Source organism: Microbacterium sufflavum, assembly GCF_023091155.1.
In the GTDB taxonomy this organism is placed as follows: domain Bacteria; phylum Actinomycetota; class Actinomycetes; order Actinomycetales; family Microbacteriaceae; genus Microbacterium; species Microbacterium sufflavum.
The window spans coordinates 2,651,567-2,671,908 of sequence record NZ_JAHWXK010000001.1 but is presented as its reverse complement, the minus strand read 5'-3'; the positions used below and the strand labels follow the sequence as shown (position 1 = coordinate 2,671,908).

15 protein-coding genes are annotated in these 20,342 nt (G+C 70.4%); 2 read left to right on the top strand and 13 right to left on the bottom strand.

All coding sequences use genetic code 11. From position 1 onward, the window contains the following. The first annotated feature begins 54 nt into the window (after nucleotides 1-54). Nucleotides 55-2,889 (top strand): FAD-binding and (Fe-S)-binding domain-containing protein, encoded by a 2,835-nt coding sequence (locus KZC56_RS12860; RefSeq protein ID WP_247638704.1) that lies wholly within the window; start codon nucleotides 55-57, stop codon nucleotides 2,887-2,889. 83 nt (nucleotides 2,890-2,972) lie between these two features. On the opposite strand, the gene KZC56_RS12855 is transcribed toward KZC56_RS12860, so the two are convergent. The 6 genes from KZC56_RS12855 to KZC56_RS12830 form a co-directional block, all read right to left on the bottom strand. Then, a complete protein-coding gene (locus KZC56_RS12855; protein ID WP_247638703.1) occupies nucleotides 2,973-4,322 on the bottom strand; it encodes an alpha-L-fucosidase in 1,350 nt (449 codons plus the stop codon). Next, nucleotides 4,319-5,890 carry a M81 family metallopeptidase gene (locus KZC56_RS12850; protein ID WP_281733514.1) on the bottom strand — a complete coding sequence of 524 codons (1,572 nt, stop codon included), beginning with the start codon at nucleotides 5,888-5,890 and terminating at the stop codon, nucleotides 4,319-4,321. Before KZC56_RS12850 ends, KZC56_RS12855 begins: the two co-directional genes overlap by 4 nt. A 63-nt stretch (nucleotides 5,891-5,953) precedes the next feature. After that, a complete protein-coding gene (locus KZC56_RS12845) occupies nucleotides 5,954-6,928 on the bottom strand; it encodes an ROK family protein (RefSeq protein ID WP_247638701.1) in 975 nt (324 codons plus the stop codon). A gap of 2 nt (nucleotides 6,929-6,930) precedes the next feature. Beyond that, complete coding sequence (locus KZC56_RS12840) at nucleotides 6,931-7,851, bottom strand: carbohydrate ABC transporter permease (RefSeq protein ID WP_136034943.1); 921 nt, start codon at nucleotides 7,849-7,851, stop codon at nucleotides 6,931-6,933. Further along, nucleotides 7,841-8,746 carry a carbohydrate ABC transporter permease gene (locus tag KZC56_RS12835; RefSeq protein WP_136034945.1) on the bottom strand — a complete coding sequence of 302 codons (906 nt, stop codon included), beginning with the start codon at nucleotides 8,744-8,746 and terminating at the stop codon, nucleotides 7,841-7,843. The genes KZC56_RS12840 and KZC56_RS12835 overlap by 11 nt, the downstream gene beginning before the upstream one ends. A 42-nt stretch (nucleotides 8,747-8,788) precedes the next feature. Further along, the gene (locus KZC56_RS12830) at nucleotides 8,789-10,048 is read right to left on the bottom strand and encodes an ABC transporter substrate-binding protein (RefSeq protein ID WP_136036744.1); all 1,260 of its coding nucleotides are present in this window, start codon (nucleotides 10,046-10,048) and stop codon (nucleotides 8,789-8,791) included. A gap of 199 nt (nucleotides 10,049-10,247) precedes the next feature. Here KZC56_RS12830 and KZC56_RS12825 point away from each other — a divergent pair, with 199 nt between their 5' ends. Further along, entirely contained in the window at nucleotides 10,248-11,399 is a 1,152-nt protein-coding gene (locus KZC56_RS12825) for an ROK family transcriptional regulator (protein WP_247638700.1), read from the top strand. An 18-nt stretch (nucleotides 11,400-11,417) separates the two neighbouring features. Here the strand turns inward: KZC56_RS12825 and KZC56_RS12820 are convergent, their stop codons facing one another. The 7 genes from KZC56_RS12820 to KZC56_RS12790 all read right to left on the bottom strand — a co-directional run bounded on the left by KZC56_RS12820 (nucleotide 11,418) and on the right by KZC56_RS12790 (nucleotide 20,290). After that, nucleotides 11,418-12,692 carry an alpha-L-fucosidase gene (locus KZC56_RS12820; protein WP_372490591.1) on the bottom strand — a complete coding sequence of 425 codons (1,275 nt, stop codon included), beginning with the start codon at nucleotides 12,690-12,692 and terminating at the stop codon, nucleotides 11,418-11,420. 94 nt (nucleotides 12,693-12,786) lie between these two features. Next, nucleotides 12,787-13,815: a ketol-acid reductoisomerase gene (gene ilvC, locus KZC56_RS12815; protein WP_136046205.1), complete on the bottom strand. Its 1,029-nt coding sequence runs from the start codon at nucleotides 13,813-13,815 to the stop codon at nucleotides 12,787-12,789. A 43-nt stretch (nucleotides 13,816-13,858) separates the two neighbouring features. Further along, nucleotides 13,859-14,368, bottom strand: a complete 510-nt coding sequence (gene ilvN / locus KZC56_RS12810) for an acetolactate synthase small subunit (RefSeq protein ID WP_136036742.1) — start codon at nucleotides 14,366-14,368, stop codon at nucleotides 13,859-13,861. 3 nt (nucleotides 14,369-14,371) lie between these two features. Further along, a complete protein-coding gene (locus KZC56_RS12805) occupies nucleotides 14,372-16,171 on the bottom strand; it encodes an acetolactate synthase large subunit (protein WP_136034957.1) in 1,800 nt (599 codons plus the stop codon). Between the two features lie 51 nt (nucleotides 16,172-16,222). Then, the gene (gene ilvD, locus KZC56_RS12800; protein WP_136036741.1) at nucleotides 16,223-17,941 is read right to left on the bottom strand and encodes a dihydroxy-acid dehydratase; all 1,719 of its coding nucleotides are present in this window, start codon (nucleotides 17,939-17,941) and stop codon (nucleotides 16,223-16,225) included. 106 nt (nucleotides 17,942-18,047) lie between these two features. Then, a complete protein-coding gene (otsB, locus tag KZC56_RS12795) occupies nucleotides 18,048-18,848 on the bottom strand; it encodes a trehalose-phosphatase (RefSeq protein WP_136034961.1) in 801 nt (266 codons plus the stop codon). Between the two features lie 35 nt (nucleotides 18,849-18,883). Next, entirely contained in the window at nucleotides 18,884-20,290 is a 1,407-nt protein-coding gene (locus KZC56_RS12790; protein ID WP_136034962.1) for an alpha,alpha-trehalose-phosphate synthase (UDP-forming), read from the bottom strand. Nucleotides 20,291-20,342 lie beyond the last annotated feature (52 nt).

The window sequence follows — 20,342 nt, the reverse complement described above, 5'->3', positions numbered from 1 at the left end:
ATCCGGTCATCGGTACACTTGTCAGACAATCTTGACCCGGAGCAGAGGAGCACCGTGCCGACCACCATCGCCGAACCGCTGGACCACGAGCTGCTCGGGCCGGACACCGAGGTGCATGCCCGGTCGATCGACCGGTTCGCCCGCGCCCACGACGCCTCCCACTATCTGCTCGTCCCCGATGCCGTGCTCTCCCCCGCCGATGCGGCCGGCGTGGCCCGCGCGTTCGGCGCCGTGCGCGCCGCCGGACGCACCCTCACCTTCCGCTCCGGTGGCACGAGTCTCTCCGGACAGGGGGTGAGCGGCGACATCCTCGTCGACACCCGCAGCCACTTCCGCGACATCCGGGTGGAGGACGACGGCGCCGCCGTCCGCGTCGGGCCCGGCGCCACCGTGCGTCAGGTCAACACACGGCTCGCCCGGTACCGCCGCAAGCTCGGACCCGACCCGGCGAGCGAGATCGCGTGCACGATCGGCGGCGTCGTGGCGAACAACTCCAGCGGCATGGCCTGCGGCATCACCGAGAACTCGTACCAGACGATCACGTCGATGACGCTCGTGCTGCCCAGCGGAACCATCCTCGACACGGGTCGCCCCGACGCGAACGAGGTGCTCCGCGCCGCCGAGCCGGCGATCGCCGACGGCCTGCTCGCCCTGCGCGCGCGGTTGCTCGCCTCCCCCCAGCACGTGGCCTTCCTCCGCCAGCAGTTCTCCATGAAGAACACCATGGGCTACGGCCTCAACGCCCTGCTCGACTTCGACGACCCCGTCCGCATCCTGGAGCACCTCGTGATCGGCTCGGAGGGCACGCTCGCCTTCGTCGCCGAGGCGCGCTTCCGCACGATCGAGGTACGCCCCGCGATCGCGACCGGGCTGCTCGTGTTCGAGACGCTGTCGGCCGCCATGTCCGCACTGCCCGGCCTCACCCGTCTCGGTCTCGCCACGATCGAGCTCCTGGATGCGGCGTCGCTGCGCGTGGCGCAGGGGCTGAGCGACGTCCCGGCGGCGATCGCGGAGATCGACGTGCGGGAGCACGCCGCCCTGCTGGTGGAGGTGCACGCGGCCGACACCGACGCCCTGGCGCTCGCGAGCGCTGCCGCCCAGTCGCACTTCGATGCCCTCCCCCTCACCGTGCCGCCGCGACTCACGACCGATGCGGCCGAGCGGGCCGCGCTGTGGCACGTGCGCAAGGGCCTCTACACCGCCGTCGCCGGTGCCCGCCCCTCCGGCACGACCGCGCTGCTGGAGGACATCGTGGTACCGGTGCCCCGGCTGCTGGCCACGTGCGAGCGCCTGATCGAGCTGTTCGCGGAGCACGGTTACGAGGGCTCCGTCATCTTCGGGCACGCGAAGGACGGCAACGTGCACTTCCTGCTCAACGAGCGCTTCGACGACCCCGACAGCGTGGCCCGCTACCGCCGCTTCACCGACGACCTCGTCGAGCTCGTCCTCTCCCAGCAGGGGTCGCTCAAGGCCGAGCACGGCACCGGTCGCATCATGGCGCCGTTCGTCCGGCGGCAGTATGGCGACGAGCTCACCGACCTGATGTGGGAGCTCAAGCGACTCATCGATCCGGACGGCATCCTCAACCCCGGCGTGGTGCTCTCCGACGACCCCGACTCCTACCTGCACGACCTCAAGCGCGTTCCCACGGTCGAGAGCGAGGTGGACCGCTGCGTGGAGTGCGGGTACTGCGAGCCCACGTGCCCCAGCAAGAGCATCACCCTCACCCCGCGGCAGCGCATCGTGCTGCGCCGCGACATGGCGTGGGCCGAGGAGCAGGGCGACACCGAGCTGCTGCGCGACCTGCGCACCGACTACGACTACGACGGCGTGCAGACCTGCGCCGTCGACGGCATGTGCGGGGTCGCGTGTCCGGTCGACATCAACACGGGCGACCTCGTGCGGCGGCTGCGGGCCGAGCAGTCGAACGCGGTCGAGGGCGCCGTCTGGGGCACCGCCGCGAAGCACTGGAGCACGGTCACCCGCGCGGGCGGCGTGGCCCTCACGGTCGCGGACGCCCTCCCCGCCCCGCTCGTCCGCGGCGTGACGCAGCTCGGACGCGCCGTGCTCGGCGCCGACACCGTGCCGCTGTACGACGGCGGACTCCCCCGCGGCGGCTCGAAGCCCGATCGACCGGTGTCACCGCCCGACGCGCAGGCCGTGTTCTTCGGCGCGTGCATCGGCACGATGTTCGGCGCGGAGGACGGCGGCCACGGATCCCGTGATGCCCTGCGCCACCTGCTCGACCGGGCGGGGATCGCGGTGGTGATCCCGGAGGAGAACGGCGGGCTCTGCTGCGGCACCCCGTGGAAGTCGAAGGGACACCTCGACGGCTACCGGCTGATGTCCGACCGGGTGCTGGCGTCGCTGTGGGAGGCCAGCCGTCACGGCGAGCTCCCCGTGGTGTGCGACGCCGCGTCGTGCACCGAGGGGCTCGACGTGATGCTCGCCCAGTCCGTCGCGAAGGATCCGCGCTACGCGGGACTGCGCATCGAGGACGCCACGACCTTCGTCGCCCGCGAGGTGCTGCCGCGGTTGAGCGTGCCGGCGAAGCTCCCCTCCATCGCGGTGCACCCCACCTGCTCGACCACGGCGCTCGGGGCGACCGGGGCCCTGACGGAGATCGCTGCCGCCGTGGCCGACGACGTGTTCGTGCCCGAGGGCTGGGGTTGCTGCGCGTTCGCGGGCGACCGCGGCATGCTGCACCCCGAGCTCACCGCGAGTGCGACTGCGCAGGAGTCGGCCGAGGTCGCGGCCGCTGACGGGGAGCGCGGGGGCTTCGACGCGTTCGTGTCCGCCAACCGCACGTGTGAGATCGGCATGACCCGCGCCACCGGGCGCCCCTACCGGCACGTGATCGAGGTGCTGGAGGAGCTCACGCGACCCTGAGCCGCGCGGGGCGATGGAAGCGGACGAGGGCTCCGGTGCGCGACACCGGAGCCCTCGTCGTTCGCATCGTGCGGGGTGGCTGCTCAGACGCCTCGGGCGGACAGCACCGCGACCGGAGCGGGCCGCAGCCCCGGCGGGATGGTGGCGACAGCGCCGGAGCCGTCTCGCGACACCTCCGCCTCCGAGCCGTCGCTCCAGCGCAGCGTGGCGTGGTCGAGTTCCGCGGGGAGCTCGATGCGGCCGGCCGCGGGGTCGAGCGCGTGGACGTGCACGGCACCGGCCGAGGTCGTGTAGCGGCGCGGGGCCCCGGCCTGCTCCCCCATCCGGATCCATGGCCGCGTGCCGTAGACGGCGTCGCCGTTCGCGTCGAGCCACGACCCGAGCTCGCGCATGGCCCGGCGCTGGAGCTCGGGGATCGAGCCGTCTGCCGCGGGGCCGACGTTGATGAGCAGATTGCCGTTCTTGGCCACGACGTCGACCAGCAGGCGGATCAGGGCCGCGCCGGACAGGGAGTGGCGCTCGTCCTCGTCCTGGTTGAAGCCGAACGAGTAGCCGAGTCCGCGCGTGGACTCCCACGGCTCGGGGATGATCTCCGGGATGTCCGTGTACTCGCGCGTGAGGAAGCCGTGGTACGGCACACCCCAGCGGTCGTTCACGACGCCCTCGGGCACCGCATCGAAGTAGCGGCGCAGCAGCGCGGCGACCGCGTACTCCTGGTCGCCCTTACCGCCGTCCGGCCACTCGATGTCGTTCCACAGCACATCCGGCGCGAAGCGTTCGACGAGCTCCTCCAGCTGGGCGGCCGAGTATCGCGCGAAGTGCTCGTCGTTGCGGCGGAACCGGAACAGGTCGGTGTCGGACTCGATCGCCGGGAAGTCGCTGACGTGCCAGTCGAGCGCCCCGGAGTAGTACACGCCGAACTTCGCGCCAGCGCGACGCGTGGCGTCGTGGAACTCGGCGATCAGGTCGCGCCGGGGCCCGCGCGCGACGGCGTTGAAGCCGGTCGTCGCGGTGTCCCACAGACAGAAGCCCTCGTGGTGCTTGGTGGTGGGCACGATGTACCTCGCGCCCGCGCCCACCAGCTCTCCGACGAACGCGTCGGCGTCGAACGCCGCGGCGTCCCAGCGGTCGGCGAGGTCCTCGTAGGAGGTGCCGGGGCCGTACAGGCGCTGGTGCCGCTCCCACGTGGGGCTCCCGGCGATGCGCACGGTGTTGCCGTACCACTCCGCGTACTGGTGCCACGCGTAGGCGTCCTCCGTGGGGATGTTGACGCCCTCGCCGTGCTGCACCGCCCACGCCGGCACCGAGTACAGGCCCCAGTGCACGAAGAAGCCGAGCTTCGCGTCGCGGTACCACTCCGGCACACCGTTCGCGGGGTACACCGGTGCCGCGGAGCCGAGGTCGGGCCCCGTGCGCTTCTCGAAGTTCATCATGCGGGGGTCTCCTCTGCGGGGGTGGAGTCGACGGGCGTCTCGGCGTCGCCGCGGCGGACGACCGTCGCGGTCAGGTCGGGCGTGCCGGTGGTGTCGAAGGGGTAGACGCCAGGGCGCAGACGGTGGTGGCCGAGGCGCAGCAGGTCCTGGTCGACGCCGCCGGGCGTGAGCGCGAGCGTCCAGTCGGCGGCGAGCTCGTACAGCTCCGGCTCCAGGTAGCCGATCTTCACCACGACGATGTCGGCCTCGGTGGGCTCGAGGCCCAGCATGCGGAAGTCCGAGAGGTGGTGGAAGGGCTTGCGGCGCTCGGTCACGATGGCGTGCAGGCCGCCGACCGCGATCACGGCCTGGGTGCCCGCGTCGGGGTCGCCGTGCGTGATCGAGAAGACGGTGCCGCGGATCGTGACGGGCCCGTGCGGACCCGGGTCGACGCGGGCCCCCGCCTCGAGCTCGACCTCGGCGCCGACACCCGCTGCGACCGCCCGCGCGACGGCCTCACGGTCGAAGATCGACGCGACGAGGGTCGTCTGGCTCCCGTCGGTGAGCTCCGGTCGCTCCAGCAGGCGCGCGAGCGTCCAGGTCACGTCGCCCGCTCCCCCGGCGGTGGGGTTGTCGCCCGAGTCCGAGATGACGTACGGCCGGGCGGCTGCGGGCGCGAGCGCGCGGTCCAGCGCCTCGTCGAGCGTGCCGGTCTCGGCCACGAACACGAAGTCCTCGCGCGCGTCCCAGAACCGGCGGGCGACGCGCTCGGCCTCCCGGGCGATGAGCTCACGGTCGTCGCCGGTGACCACGACGTAGGCCTGGCAGCGCGGCTCGTCGGCCCACGCGTACCCGATCCAGACGGACGCGTCGACCACGCCGGGCAGCGCCTCGATCGCGGGCAGCTCGGCGTAGATGCCGCGCGCCGGTTCGAGCCGCGTGCTGGTCTTCTCACCGGGCAGCAGCACGGGGACCGGCACCCAGGCGGTGAAGGGCCGTCGCGCGAGCGGGTCGGCGCCGTGCGGCCCGCGCAGCCGGTCGAGCAGGTTCCACACCGCGCGCTCCTTGGTGTTGAGCCAGTCCTCGTGCGGAGCCATCCGGTAGCAGGTCAGCAGGTCGACCGCATCGCGCAGCACCTCCGACACGTTGCCGTGCAGGTCCATCGACGTGGAGACGAGCGTGTCGGACCCCAGTGCCTCCCGGACGGCACGGGCCAGGTCGCCCTCGGCGTCGTCCATGCCCACGACGCTCATGGCGCCGTGGATGTCGAAGAAGAAGCCGTCGAAGGGCCCGTGCTCGCGAATGCCGTCGAGGATCGCGTCCTTCATCCGCCGGTACGTCTCGGGGTCAACGGCGCCGCCGGGCAGCGAGCGGCCGTGCGTGAGCGGAACCCACTCGGCGGCCTCGGCCAGCTCGCGCCCCTCGTCGAGGAACGGGTAGTAGGCGCGGAGGTCCGCGCCGGTACGGATCGTGAAGGCCTCGTCGCCGGAGATGTGCGGCGAGAACGTGCTGGACTCGATCGAGATGCCGGCGATGCCCACGCGGGGCTTCGGCAGGCCGCCGTCGGCGACGGGCGGCAGCGGGCCCATCCAGATCTCGTGGGCGTCCTGGGGTGCGGTCACGATGCGATACCTCTCATCCGGGGAGTCGATTCAGAGTGTGGGTGCGGGGGCGAGGGCCCGACGGGCGGTCTCAATCGCTCCGAGGGCGACCGCATCGGAGCCCAGTTGCGCCGGGACGATGCGCAGCGGGATGCCCGACACCGGCGAGTCCGTGCGCAGGGTCGCCTGGATCGCGGGTTCCAGCAGGTCCCACGCCGAGGCGACGCCACCGCCCACGATCACGGTCGGCAGGTCGAGCAGGGTCGCGGCGCTCGCACTGGCGAGGGCGACCGCGCGACCGGCGGCGGCGAACACGGCGAGGGCGTCCGCGTCTCCACCCCGAGCGAGGGCGGCGACCGCCCGGGCGTCTGCCGCTTCGCCGCCCGTCCGCTCGCGGTAGCGCAGGGCGATGGAGGTTCCGGAGGCCAGCGTCTCCAGGTGCCCCGTCTGCCCGCAGGTGCACACGAGCTCGCTGTACCCGGGGGTGTGTCCGATCTCGCCCGCCGCACCGTGGGGCCCGTGGTGGAGCGCGCCGTCGATGATGACGGCCCCGCCCACGCCCGTGCCGAGCATCACGCCCAGCACGTCGCGCTCGGTGCGGCTCAGCGCGGCCGCTTCTCCGAGCAGGAACGCGTTGACGTCGTTCTCGACGCTGACCGGCACGCCCAGGCGTCGTCCGAGCTCGTCCGCGAGCGGGAATCCCGCCCAGCCGACGAACGTGGCCGAGGCCGCCCGCACGGTGCCGGTCTCGTGGTCGATGACGCCCGCGGCGCCCACGCCCGCTGCGGCGAGCGGCACTCCGGCCTCGTCGGCGAGTGCCCGGACGAGGCCCGCCGCGGCATCGGCCATGGCCGCTCCGCCCAGGGCGGCCGGCGCCGGCACGCTGCCGCGGGCGACGACGGAGCCGTCCTCCCCCACGACGAGCGCGGCGATCTTGGTGCCGCCGATGTCGATCCCCGCCAGCGCGGCTCGCGGACGCGGTCGACCGTCGATGGGCACAGTGGTGCCCTGTTCCTGACCGATCATGCTCAGCGTCCGCCCAGTCCTGCCATCGCGATGCCCTTGACCAGGTGCTTCTGCAGCACGATCACGAGCACGGTGGTCGGGATCATCGAGATGATCGCCGCCGCCATCTGCAGGTCCCAGCGGGTGCCGGTGAGACCGGCGAAGCTGGCCAGTCCGACCGGCAGCGTGCCGTGGGCGTTGTAGTCGACCGTCACGATCAGCGGCCACAGGTAGCTGTTCCAGAACGACAGGAACGTGAACACCGCGAGCACGGCGACGGCCGACTTCGACAGCGGGAGGATGATCTGCAGGAACGACCGGACGGGACCGGCGCCGTCGACGCGTGCCGCCTCCTCCAGCTCATAGGGGATCCCGCGGAAGAACTGCCGCATGAGGAAGGTCCCGAAGGCGCCGAATGCGAACGGCAGGATGAGCGCCTGGTATGTGTCGACCCAGTTGAACCACTGCATGACCTGGAACATCGGGATCACGAGCACCTCGGCCGGCACCATGAGCGTGGCGAGGAAGAGCACGAACACGGCGTCGCGCCCCTTCCACCGCAGCCGCCCGAACGCGTACCCGGCGGTGGTCGAGACCACCAGCACGACCAGCGTGCCGCCGACCGCCACGATGAACGAGTTCATGATGTACGTCAGGAACGGCCCGTAGGCGAACACGTCGACGAAGTTGCTCCAGCGGATCTCCGAGCCGACGAGCGTCGGCGGCATGGAGAACATCTCGGAGTTGGGCTTGAGGGCCGAGAAGAACGCGTACACGAGCGGCGCGATGAAGATGAGCGCGGCGATGTAGATGCAGACGTGCGCGAGTACTAGGCGAAGGCGGGCACCCGGAGTCGTGGAGGCTCCGCGAGCCTTCTCGCGCTCACGCTCGCGGTCGCGGCGCGGCGCGGGGCCGGCGGGGCGGACGAGGGTCTCAGTGCTCATAGTGCACCCACTTCTTCTGCGCGGCGAACTGGAGGCCGGTGATCGCGATGATGATGGCGAACAGGATCCAGGCGGCGGCGGCCGCGAGGCCGAGGTCGCCGAACGTGAAGCCCTGCTCCCAGATGTACATCACGAGCGGCTTGGTGGCGTTGCCCGGGCCGCCGCCGGTGAGCATCTGCGGCTGCACGAACACCTGCAGCGAGGTGATCATCGTCATGATGGTGGCGAAGAAGATCGACGGCGAGATCATCGGGATGATGATGCTCCACACGCGGCGGAAGCCCTGCGCGCCATCGATGCTGGCCGCCTCGAGCACGCTCTCGGGGAGCTGCTCGAGAGCCGCCGAGAAGATCAGCATGTTGTAGCCGAGGCCCTGCCAGACGCTCATCACGACGACCATGATCATGGCCCAGGAGGGATCGGCGAGGAAGTTCGGCAGCTCGATCCCGAACCAGCTGACCGAGAGGCCGTTGAAGAGGCCCTGCGGCTGCAGCATCATCTTCCACACCAGCACGTTGGCGACCATCGGCGTCACGACCGGGATGAAGAAGAGCACGCGCAGGGCGCCGCGACCGCGGATCCGCGGTCCGAGTCCGAGAGCGAGCACGAGCGAGAGGGCGACGCTCAGCGGCACGTACAGCAGCGTGTACACCGCCGAGTTCCGCAGCGCCGGCCAGAAGTCGGGGCTGCTGGTGAACAGCTTGACGTAGTTGTCCACCCCGTTGAAGGTCCGCTCGCCGAAGGTCGGCCAGTCGAAGACGCTCATCACGATCGACAGCCCGACGGGCACGATCGTGAACAGGGCGAGGCCCACCAGGGCCGGGCTTGCGAAACCCAGCGCCTGGCGGCCCTCGACCTTGGCGAGCGATCCTCGACGTGTCGTCGTGATCGTCATCTCTTGTCTTTCTCTGTTACTGCTGCGGCGGCCGGAGCCGGGTCACTCGCCGAACTGCGCCTGGGCGTTCGACAGCAGCTCCTCCATCGTCATCTGGCCGTTGTAGACGCTGACGAGGTTGGGCTGGATGTAGCTGTCGAGCTTCTGCCAGCTCTTGGTCATGTACAGCGGGACGGTGTCGGCGAACGCGGCCTCGAACACCGACTGCACCTGGTCGCGGTACTGCTCGTCGATCGACTCGAAGTACAGCGGCTGCGAGGAGGTGCGCGCGGGGTACGAGCGGCCGGACGACGCGATGTAGTCCTGCGCGTCCTCACCCACCAGCGAGCCGAGGACCTTCAGTGCGGCCTCCGGGTTCTTGCAGTTGGCGGCGATGCCGTAGCCCGAGCCGAGGATCGGTCCGGGGTTGCCGTCGACGCCCGCGGGCAGCGGCACCATGCCGGCGGCGAAGCCGGACTCGTTGTTGAGGTAGCTGACCGCGTTCCAGGTGCCGTCGACGGCCATGGCCGCGTTGGCGCCGGTGTACTGGTTCTCGCCCCAGCCCGTGTCGGAGGCCGAGGCGACGGGCGCCGCGACCTTCTGCTCGGTGACCAGCCCGGCGTACCAGGTGGCCGCATCGACGAACGCGTCGTCGTCGATGTGCAGCGTGCCGTCCTCGGAGGCCGGCTGCGTGGCGGAGTACGCGATGGGCATCGACATCCACTGGTAGCCGCCCATGCCCATGCCGAAGCCGTACTTGCCGTCCTTCGTGGCGTCGGCGGCGATCGCGGAGAAGTCGTCGAACGTCCAGCCGATCTCCGGCGTGGCGGCTCCGGCGGCGGTCAGCATGTCCTGGTTGTAATAGACGAGCATGGTGGCCACGTCGAACGGCACGCCGTAGACCTTGCCCTCGAAGCTGAGGATGCCGTCGGCGCTCGGGTTGAACTCCGACCAGTCGATCCCGGCCGTCTCGAGGTCCTTCTCGCTCAGCTCGCGGAAGCCGCCCGTGTAACCGCCGAGCTGCGCGCCGCTCATCCCGGTGATGCACGCCATGTTGCCGCTGGCCATGTTGGTCGTCAGCTTCGTGAAGAAGTCGCTCCAGGGCGACGTCTGCAGCTTGATGGTGATGTCGGGGTTCTGCTTCTGCGCGAACTCGATCTGCGCCTCGAGCGCATCGACGTCGGACTCGCTGCCCGCCCACATGTCGACGACGATGGTGTCGCCGTCGGCGGAGCCTCCGGAGCCGCCCGTGCTGGCACAACCGGTCATCGCCACGGCGACGCCCGTGACAGCGGCGACAGCCCCCACACGCAACTTCTTCATTGAATGCCTCCTGAGAAGGGAAAGGTTATTTCGCGGGTCGAATTAACCTAATAGGATTTCGTATGAAGTGAGGCTTTCATAGTTCGGGGAGTGCCGCAAGCTGAACATCCGATGTTTATCGGACGGTGATACGGCGTCACCTCCCCGAAACACGACACTCCCCCGCTACGCTGACGATGCTCCGAGACGAAGGGCTCCCATGACGAACCCCGCCGACACCCCCGTCGACGACCCGCACACGCGGCGCATCCTCGACCTCGTCGCGCGCGGTCAGGCCCGCTCCCGCTCGGAGCTGGCGGCGACGATGGGCGTCGCCGCGTCCACGGTCGGACTCCGCGTGCAGGCGCTGCTCGACGCCGGCGTGCTGCAGGAGGCCGGAGCCGGCACCTCGCGCGGCGGTCGCCGGCCCCGCGTGCTGCAGATCGCCTCCGACGGCCTCGTGCTCTCCGCCGACCTGGGCGGAAAGCACGCCCGCGTGGGACGGCACGACCTGAGCGGTGCGCTGCTCGACAGCGAGACGATCGCGATCGACGTCGCCGACGGCCCGGAGGCCACGCTCGCGCGGGTCGCCGAGGTGTTCGACCGCCTCGTGGCAGACACCAGGGTGCACGCGATCGGGCTCAGTCTCCCCGGCCCGGTCGACATCGCCACGGGATCCGTCGACCAGCCCTCGCGCATGCCGGGATGGCCGGGCTTCCGCGTAGGCGAGCACCTCGCCGAACGCTACGGCGTGCCCGTCGTCGTCGACAACGACGCGAACCTCGCGGCGCTCGGCGAGCATCGCGAGCAGCTCGGTCACGGACAGCACAGCATCACCGTGAAGGCGGGGACCGCGATCGGCAGCGGCATCATCGTCGACGGTCACGTGCACCGCGGCGCGACGGCCGCGGCGGGCGACATCACCCACACCCGCATCGACGGCAGCGGCGACATCCCCTGCTCGTGCGGCAACACCGGATGCCTGGAGACCGTAGCCAGCGGCGCCAGCCTCGTGCGACAGATGCACGAGCGCGGCAACACCGCCGTCGCCACGACCGCCGACGTGCTCACGCTCGCGCGCGACGCCGATCCCGTCGCGACCACGCTCGTCCGCACGGCGGGCACGCACCTGGGTCAGGCGCTCTCCGGTGTCGTGAACTTCTTCAACCCGCACGCCGTGTTCCTGACGGGCAGCATGAGCGCCTCGGAGCCGTTCATCGCGGCCGTCCGCAGCCGGGTCTACGAGGCCTGCCACCCCCTGGCCACGCAGCGCCTGCGCATCGAGGCGGCGACCACGGGCGCGGACGCGATCCTGTACGGCGCCGCGCGGCTGGCGCTCGAAGGCGTGGAGATCCCGGTGGCGACGGCCTGAGCCGCCGCCACCGCCCGCTCACTCCGCGCGCAGGCGCAGCTCGATCACCGGCACCAGCACGTCGGGACGACGCACGGGCAGATGCACCGTGAGCGTCCCCTCGGCCTCGCCGGCGGGGGTCATCAGATCCGCCTGCTGCTCGGGGTCGGACACCGAGGTGCGCAGCCACGAGCCGTCGTTCAGCAGGCGCGCGTACGTCACGCGGTCGGCGAGCCCGGGAAGGTGCACGAACCCGAGCGGCCAGCCGAACAGGCTGAGGTAGAGGCGGTCGCCCCGCAGCGTGTACACGCCCTCGCGCGGCGGGGTGAACGGGGCGTGCCCTGCACCGATGACCGCGCGCTCGTGCAGCCGCATCCACTCCCCGATCTCCGCGAGCGTCCCGGCATCCCGCGGCGCGATCGCCCCGCGGCCGTCCGGACCGATGTTGAGCAGCATGTTGCCCCCCATCGAGACCGAGTCGACCAGCATCTGCACCAGCAGCGTCGGCGACTTCTGATCGGTGTTGTCGCGGTGGTATCCCCACGATCCGTTGAGGGTCTGGCAGGCCTCCCACACCAGGGGCTCGCCGTCGCGCAGGAGTGGCGCGGTCGGCTGGTACTGCTCCGGGGTGACGAAGTCGGCGGGGATGCCCAGGCGGTCGTTCACCAGCATCTCCGGCTGCAGCTCGCGGCACAGAGCAAGCAGCGCCTCGGCGTCCCAGTCCTGGGGCCCCTTGCCGGCCCAGCCGTCCTTCTCCTCGGGGTAGGTGAAGTCGAAGAACAGGTAGTCGATGTCGCCGTACGCGGTCAGCAGCTCGCGCACCTGCCCGTGCAGATACGCGCGGTACCGCGACATGTCGCGACCCTCGTTGAGCGCGTGCGCGTTCTCGTCGTCGCGGCGGGGGTGGTTCCAGTCCACCGTGAAGTCCGGGTGGTGCCAGTCGATCACCGAGTGGTACAGCCCCACCTTGAGCCCCTCGGCGCGGAGCGCGTCGACGTACTCGCGCACGAGGTCGCGCCCGACGGCCGACACCGACGTGAAATCCGTGAGTGCGGAATCCCACAGGCAGAAGCCGTCGTGGTGCTTGGTCGTGAGCACGACGTAGCCCATCCCGCTCTCCTTGGCCGTCCTGGCCAGGGCGGCCGCATCGAACAGATCGGGGTCGAAGTTGTCGAAGTACGGGCGGTAGTCCTCGTCGGTGAGGCGTTCGTAGTTCTGCACCCACTCGTGCCGCGCCGCGCCGCTGTACAGCCCGAAGTGCACGAACATCCCGAAGCGGGCGTGATCAAACCATTCCTGTCGCATGCCTCCCATCCTGGCATAGACATCCGATGTTTGACGGACGAATGAGGTCCGGAAACGCAGAACGGGCGCCCCCGAGGGGACGCCCGTTCCTTCGACGATCGACTCAGCGCGCGGCGCTGCCGTCCACGTAGTCCTCGTCCTGCTGCTTCCAGGCAAACAGCGACCGCAGCTCCTTGCCGGTGGCCTCGATCGGGTGCTGCTCCTCCTTGGCACGCAGCGCGAGGAACTCCTCGGCGCCGTTGTCCTGGTCCTCGATGAAGCGCTTCGCGAACGCGCCGGACTGGATGTCGGACAGCACGCCCTTCATGCTCTCCTTGACGCGCTCGTCGATCACGCGCGGTCCGGAGACGTAGTCGCCGAACTCAGCCGTGTCGGAGATCGACCAGCGCTGCTTGGCGATGCCGCCCTCCCACATCAGGTCGACGATGAGCTTCAGCTCGTGCAGCACCTCGAAGTAGGCGATCTGCGGCTGGTACCCGGCCTCGACGAGCGTCTCGAAGCCCGCCTGCACCAGGTGGCTCATGCCACCGCAGAGCACGGCCTGCTCACCGAAGAGGTCGGTCTCGGTCTCCTCGGTGAACGTGGTCTTGATGACGCCGGCCCGGGTGCCGCCGATCGCCTTGGCATACGACAGCGCGAGGTCCCAGGCGTGACCCGATGCATCGCGCTCGACGGCGATGATGTCCGGGATGCCGCGACCGGCGACGAACTCGCGGCGCACCGTGTGACCGGGCGCCTTCGGGGCGACCAGGATCACGTCGACACCCTCGGGGGCGTCGATGTAGCCGAAGCGGATGTTGAACCCGTGCGCGAACGCGAGGGTCTTGCCCGCGGTCAGGTTCGGGGCGATCGACTCGCTGTAGATCGTGCGCTGGTGCTGGTCCGGCGCGAGGATCATGATGACGTCGGCCCACTCGGTCGCATCGGCGACGGTCTTGACCGGGAAGCCGGCCTCCTCCGCCTTCGCGGCGGACTTGGAGCCCTCCTTGAGGGCGATCGCGACCTCGACGCCCGAGTCGCGCAGGTTCTGCGCGTGGGCGTGACCCTGCGAGCCGTAGCCGACGATCGCGACCTTCTTGCTCTGGATCAGGGACAGGTCGGCGTCGTCGTCGTAGAAGATCTCGGTGCTCACGGTGTGTTTCTCCTTGATTGTGGTTCGGAAGAGTGGGGAATGGTCAGCCGCGCAGGACGCGCTCGGTGATGCTCTTGCCGCCGCGGCCGATGGCCAGGAGACCGGACTGGGCGATCTCCTTGATGCCGAAGGGCTCCAGCGCACGCAGCAGCGCCTCGACCTTGCCCTTGTCGCCGGTGACCTCGATCACCAGGGCGTCGGAGGCGTAGTCGACGACCGACGCGCGGAACAGATTCACGACCTCGATCACGTTCGACCGGGTGGCGTTGTCGGTGCGCACCTTCACGAGCATGTGCTCGCGCTGCACCGAGGTGGTCGGGTCGAGCTCGACGATCTTGATCACGTTGATCAGCTTGTTCAGCTGCTTGGTGACCTGCTCGAGCGGAAGCTCCTCGACGTCGACGACGACCGTGATGCGGGAGATCCCCGGCACCTCCGTCACGCCGACCGCGAGGGAGTCGATGTTGAAGCCGCGGCGGGCGAAGAGCCCCGCGACGCGGGTCAGCAGGCCGGGGGTGTTCTCCACCAGCAGGCTCAGCACGTGGGTCGACATGGCTCAGTCCTCCTCGTCGAAGGCGGGCGCGTGGTCGCGCGCGTACTGGACATAGCTGTTGCTGACGCCCTGCGGCACCATCGGCCACACCATGGAGTCGGCGCTCACCACGAAGTCGATCACCACGGGGCGGTCGTTCGTGTCGAGAGCGAGCTGGATGGCCGCGTCGACCTCCTCCTCCTTCTCCACACGGATCGCGAGGCAGCCGTACGCCTCTGCGAGCTTGACGAAGTCGGGGATGCGGACCGTGCCGTGCCCGGTGTTCAGGTCGGTGTTGGAGTGGCGGCCGTCGTAGAACAGCGTCTGCCACTGCCGCACCATGCCCAGCGAGGAGTTGTTGATGATGGCGACCTTGATCGGGATGTTGTTGATCGCGCAGGTCGCGAGCTCCTGGTTGGTCATCTGGAAGCAGCCGTCGCCGTCGATCGCCCAGACCTGGCGTTCCGGCTCGGCGACCTTGGCCCCCATCGCCGCGGGGACCGAGTAGCCCATGGTGCCGGCTCCCCCGGAGTTGAGCCACGCGTTCGGACGCTCGTACTTGATGAACTGCGCGGCCCACATCTGGTGCTGCCCCACGCCCGAGGCGAAGATGCCCTCCGGTCCGGTGAGCTCGCCGATGCGCTGGATCACGTACTGCGGCGCCAGCAGCCCGTCGGTCGTCGGCGCGTAGCCGAGCGGGAACTCGTTGCGGAGGCCGTCGAGGTACGACCACCACTCCTCGATGTCGGGCTTCGCGCCACCCGTCGCACCGCGGAATGCGGCATCGAGGTCGGTCAGCACGTCACGCACGTCGCCCACGATCGGCACATCGGCCGTGCGGATCTTCGAGATCTCCGCGGGGTCGATGTCCACGTGCACGACCTTGGCGTGCGGAGCGAACAGCGCCGCCTTGCCCGTCACGCGGTCGTCGAAGCGCGCGCCGAGCGACACGATGAGGTCGGCCTCCTGCAGCGCCAGCACCGCCGGAACGGTGCCGTGCATGCCGGGCATGCCCAGGTGCTGCGCGTGGGAGTCGGGGAAGGCGCCGCGAGCCATCAGCGTGGTCACCACGGGGGCGCCCGTGGACTCCGCGAGCTCCAGCAGCTCGGCGGCCGCACGACCGCGCACGACGCCGCCGCCGACGTACAGCACCGGCTTCTTGGCCTCGGCGAGCAGGGCGGCCGCGGCCTGGATCTGCTTGCCGTGCGCCTTGGTGACCGGGCGGTAGCCGGGCAGGTCGATCTTGGGCGGCCACACGAACGGGGCGACCGCCTGCTGCGCATCCTTCGTGATGTCCACGAGCACGGGACCGGGACGACCGGTGCCGGCGATCTCGTAGGCGGCCGCGATCGCGCCGGGGATGTCCGCCGCGTCCTTCACCAGGAACGAGTGCTTCGTGATCGGCATCGTGATGCCCACGATGTCGGCCTCCTGGAACGCGTCCGTCCCCATCAGGGTCGAGAACACCTGGCCGGTGATCGCCAGCAGCGGCACCGAGTCCATGTAGGCGTCGGCGATCGCGGTGACGAGGTTCGTCGCGCCGGGACCGGAGGTGGCGATGCACACGCCGACCTTGCCCGACGCGGACGCGTACCCCTCGGCCGCATGACCGGCGCCCTGCTCGTGGCGCACCAGGATGTGGCGCAGCTGCGACGCGTCCATGAGCGGGTCGTACACCGGCAGGATCGCGCCACCGGGGAGACCGAAGACGTCGGTGACGCCGAGCAGCTCGAGCGAGCGCACGACGGCCTCGGCACCGGTGATCTCCGGGGCGGATGAACGGGCGGGCGGCCTCGGCACGGCCGAGACGGTGTCAGCAGTCATGACTTTCCTTCTGGTGAACTGTGGAGGACGCCGGATGCCGATGCATCCGGGTCAGCCGGTGGTCGCTCCCTCGGCGGCGGACCGCACGAGGCGCGAGTACTTGGCAAGAACGCCTCGGGTGTAGCGCGGGGGAAGCGGCTCCCAGCCAGAGCGGCGGGAGGCGAGCTCCGCCTCGTCGACGAGTAGGTCGAGAGAGCGAGCTGCGATATCGACCCGTATCAGATCACCATCGCGCACGAAGGCGATGGGACCAGCGTCCACCGCTTCGGGTGCTATGTGGCCGATGCACAGGCCGGTTGTGCCGCCTGAGAATCGTCCGTCCGTCAAGAGTAGTACATCTTTTCCGAGCCCAGCGCCCTTGATGGCCGCGGTGATAGCGAGCATCTCCCGCATGCCCGGTCCGCCCTTGGGGCCCTCGTAACGGATGACGATGACACTGCCCGGCTCGATCGAGCCCTCGGCGACCGCGTCCATCGCCGCACGCTCGCGCTCGAACACACGCGCCGGTCCCTCGAACACGGCCGCGTCGAATCCGGCGGTCTTGACCACGGCACCCTCCGGGGCGAGCGAGCCGTGGAGGATCGTGAGGCCGCCCGTCGCGTGGATGGGGTTGTCGAAGGTGTGGATGACCTCGCCGTCGATCGGCTGCGGGTCGAGGTCGGCGAGGTTCTCGGCGAGCGTCTTGCCCGTCACGGTGAGCGCGTCGCCGTGCAGCAGGCCCTCGTCGAGCATGGCCTTCATGATGACGGGGATGCCGCCGTGACGGTCGACGTCGTTCATCACGTACTTGCCGAACGGCTTCATGTCGGCCACGTGCGGCACGCGGTCGCCGATGCGGTTGAAGTCGTGGAGGCTCAGCTCGACCTCGGCCTCGCGGGCGATCGCGAGCAGGTGGAGCACCACGTTCGTGGAGCCGCCGAGGGCCATCGCGAGCGCGATCGCGTTCTCGAACGCCTCCTTCGTGAGGATGTCGCGGGTCGTGATGCCCTGGCGGAGCAGGTTCACCACGGCCTCGCCGGAGCGGTGCGCGAAGTAGTCGCGACGGCGGTCGGCCGCGGGCGGAGCAGCCGAGCCGGGAAGGCTGAGGCCGAGCGCCTCGGCGACCGACGCCATCGTGTTGGCGGTGTACATGCCGCCGCACGCCCCCTCACCGGGAGCGATCGCGCACTCGATGCGCTTGAGGTCCTCCTCGCTCATGAGACCGGCCCGGCACGCGCCGACCGCCTCGAACGAGTCGATGATCGTGACGTCCTTCTCGGTGCCGTCCGAGAGCTTGACCCACCCCGGCGCGATCGATCCGGCGTAGAGGAACACGCTGGAGAGATCGAGGCGGGCGCTGGCCATGAGCATGCCGGGGATCGACTTGTCGCAGCCCGCGAGGAGCACGGAGCCGTCGAGGCGCTCGGCCATCATCACGGTCTCGACCGAATCGGCGATGACCTCGCGCGAGACGAGCGAGAAGTGCATGCCCTCGTGGCCCATCGAGATGCCGTCCGACACCGAGATCGTCCCGAACTGCAGCGGGTAGCCGCCGCCGGAGTGCACGCCCTCCTTCGCGCCCTGTGCCAGACGGTCGAGGCTCAGGTTGCACGGCGTGATCTCGTTCCAGCTGGACGCGATGCCGATCTGGGGCTTGTCCCAGTCCTCGTCGCCCATGCCGACGGCACGGAGCATGCCGCGGGAGGTCGTGGCCTCGATGCCGTCGGTGACGACGCGGCTGCGGGGCTTGATGTCGATGGGCGCGCTGGAGGAGGGATCATGCGAGGACATGACGAGAGTCTATTCCTGCGCGAGCACCCGTTCGTCCGCACGCGGGCTCCAGAAGCGCGGCGATCTGTTGTGGGGTGTCCACACGCGTGCAGCGGGAGCCGGAGGGTCAGCCCCCGAGAGCGACCTGCCGCTCGTCGGCGAGCGTCTCCAGCAGGGCGCCCACCTGCTCCGGGGAATCCACCCGCAGGGCCGCGGCGCTCTCCCCCGGGCCGACGCGCACGCCGAGGTCGCCCTCGCCGAGCACGCGCATGGCGTCCTCATCGGTCACGTCGTCGCCCGCGAAGAGGATGCCCGTCGCGTCGAAGCGCTCCCGCAGCGCGGCCATCGCCGCATCCTTCCCCTCCGCCCGGGAGGAGAACTCCAGCACCCGATGGCCCGCGCGGCGACGCCAGTGCGGGAACCGCTCGGCGACCAGCGCGTCGATCTCCGCGAACACGCGCTCCTCGGTCTCGCGGTCGGCGCGGCGCGTGTGCACCCCCATGCCGAACGTCTTCGGCTCCAGCTCCGCACCCTCGTAGCGGTCGATGATCGGCTGCGCGGCCGCCCACAGCTCCTCGCGCGCACCGTCCGCCGTGGGGGCACCCGGCGCATCCGCCGCGCCTTCGCCGGGGAACCAGTACTGTGCGCCGTGCGACCCCGCGAGCGCGATCACCGAGTCGTCCGTGTGCTCGGTGATCTCACGCAGGTCGTGCATGCTGCGGCCGGAGACGAAGGCCACGACGGTGTCGCGCATCGCGGCAAGCCGGGCGATCTGGGTGGCGACCGCGGGATGGGCCCTGGCGGCCATCGGGTCGACGACGAGCGGCGAGGCCGTGCCGTCGAAGTCGAGGGCCACCACGAGCCGGGGGGTCGCGGCCAGCGCGGTCAGGTCGGCGTCGGCGGTTCCGGGGGTCCAGGGGCGCGTCACGGGTTCTCCGTTCGAGGTGCGGGTATCGGGCGGGCTCAGCGACCGCGTACCGCGGCGAGGGCGTCGAGGAAGGAGGTCGACCAGGCGTTCACGTCGTTGTCGAGCACGCGGCGCCGCAGCGACCTCATGCGGCGCGCCTGCTCGGCGGGCGACATCTCGACGGCCTCCATGATGGCGTCCTTGAGCCCGGCGATGTCGTGCGGGTTGACCCGGACGGCCTGGCGCAGCTCGTCGGCGGCACCCGTGAACTCGCTCAGCACCAGCACGCCGTGGTTGTCGGTCCGCGTCGCGATGTACTCCTTGGCCACGAGGTTCATGCCGTCGCGGAGCGCGGTCACGAGCATCACGTCGGCCGCGAGGTAGAGCGCCACCATCTCCTCGCGGGGATAGCCCTGGTGCAGGTAGCGGATGGCGGAGTGTCCGACCGTGTCGTGGTCGCCGTTGATGCGGGCGACCGCGAGCTCGATCTCGTCGCGCAGGTGGGCGTAGGCGTCCACGCGCTCGCGGCTCGGGCTGGCGACCTGGATGAGCGTGACGTCCTCGACGGCCAGGCGCCCGTCCTCGAGGAGCTCGCCGTAGGCCTTGATCCGGTGACCGATGCCCTTGGTGTAGTCGAGGCGGTCGACCCCGAGCAGGATCCGTTTGGGGTTGCCGAGACTCGCGCGGATCTCGGCCGCCCTCGCCCGGACGTCCGGTCGCGCGGCGAGCTCCAGGTACGGCGCCGTGTCGATGGAGATCGGGAACGCCTTGGCGAGCGCGGTCCTGGTCTCGCCGCCCTCGGGTACGGCGACGTTGGCTCCCTTGACCTCATAGCGCAGCCGACGCCGCACCGCCGTGAGGAAGTAGGTCGCGTCCTGCGCCCGCTGGAAGCCGATGACGTCCGCCCCGAGCAGGCCGCGCAGCACCTGGTCGCGCCAGGGCAACTGCGCATAGAGGCCGTGCGCGGGGAACGGGATGTGGTGGAAGTAGCCGATGGTCACGTCGGGTCGCAGCTCGCGCACCATCTGCGGTACGAGCTGGAGCTGGTAGTCGTGCACCCAGACGGTGCCGTCCTCCGCCACGGCTGCCGCGGCCGCCTCGGCGAAGCGCCGGTTCACCGTCACGTACGCCTCCCACCACTCGCGGTGGTACTGGGGTGGCGCGATCACGTCGTGGTAGAGCGGCCAGATGGTGTCGTTCGCGAAGCCCTCGTAGTAGTCGGCGACCTCGTCCGCGCTCAGAGCGACGGGGATCAGATCGATGCCGTCCGCCTCGAACGGGTCCAGCGCGACGTCGGGCTGCCCCGGCCAGCCGACCCAGGCGCCGTGCACACGGCGCATCATGGGCTCGAGGGCGGCCACGAGACCGCCCGGCGAGGTGCGCCAGGTCTCTTCGCCGTCGGGGCCCACCACCCGGTCGACGGGTAGGCGGTTGGCGACGACGACGAAGTCAGCAGCGGTCACGGAGAGCTCCTTGGGGGTTTCATCCAGGCTATCGAGGAACCGCGGCGCTCGC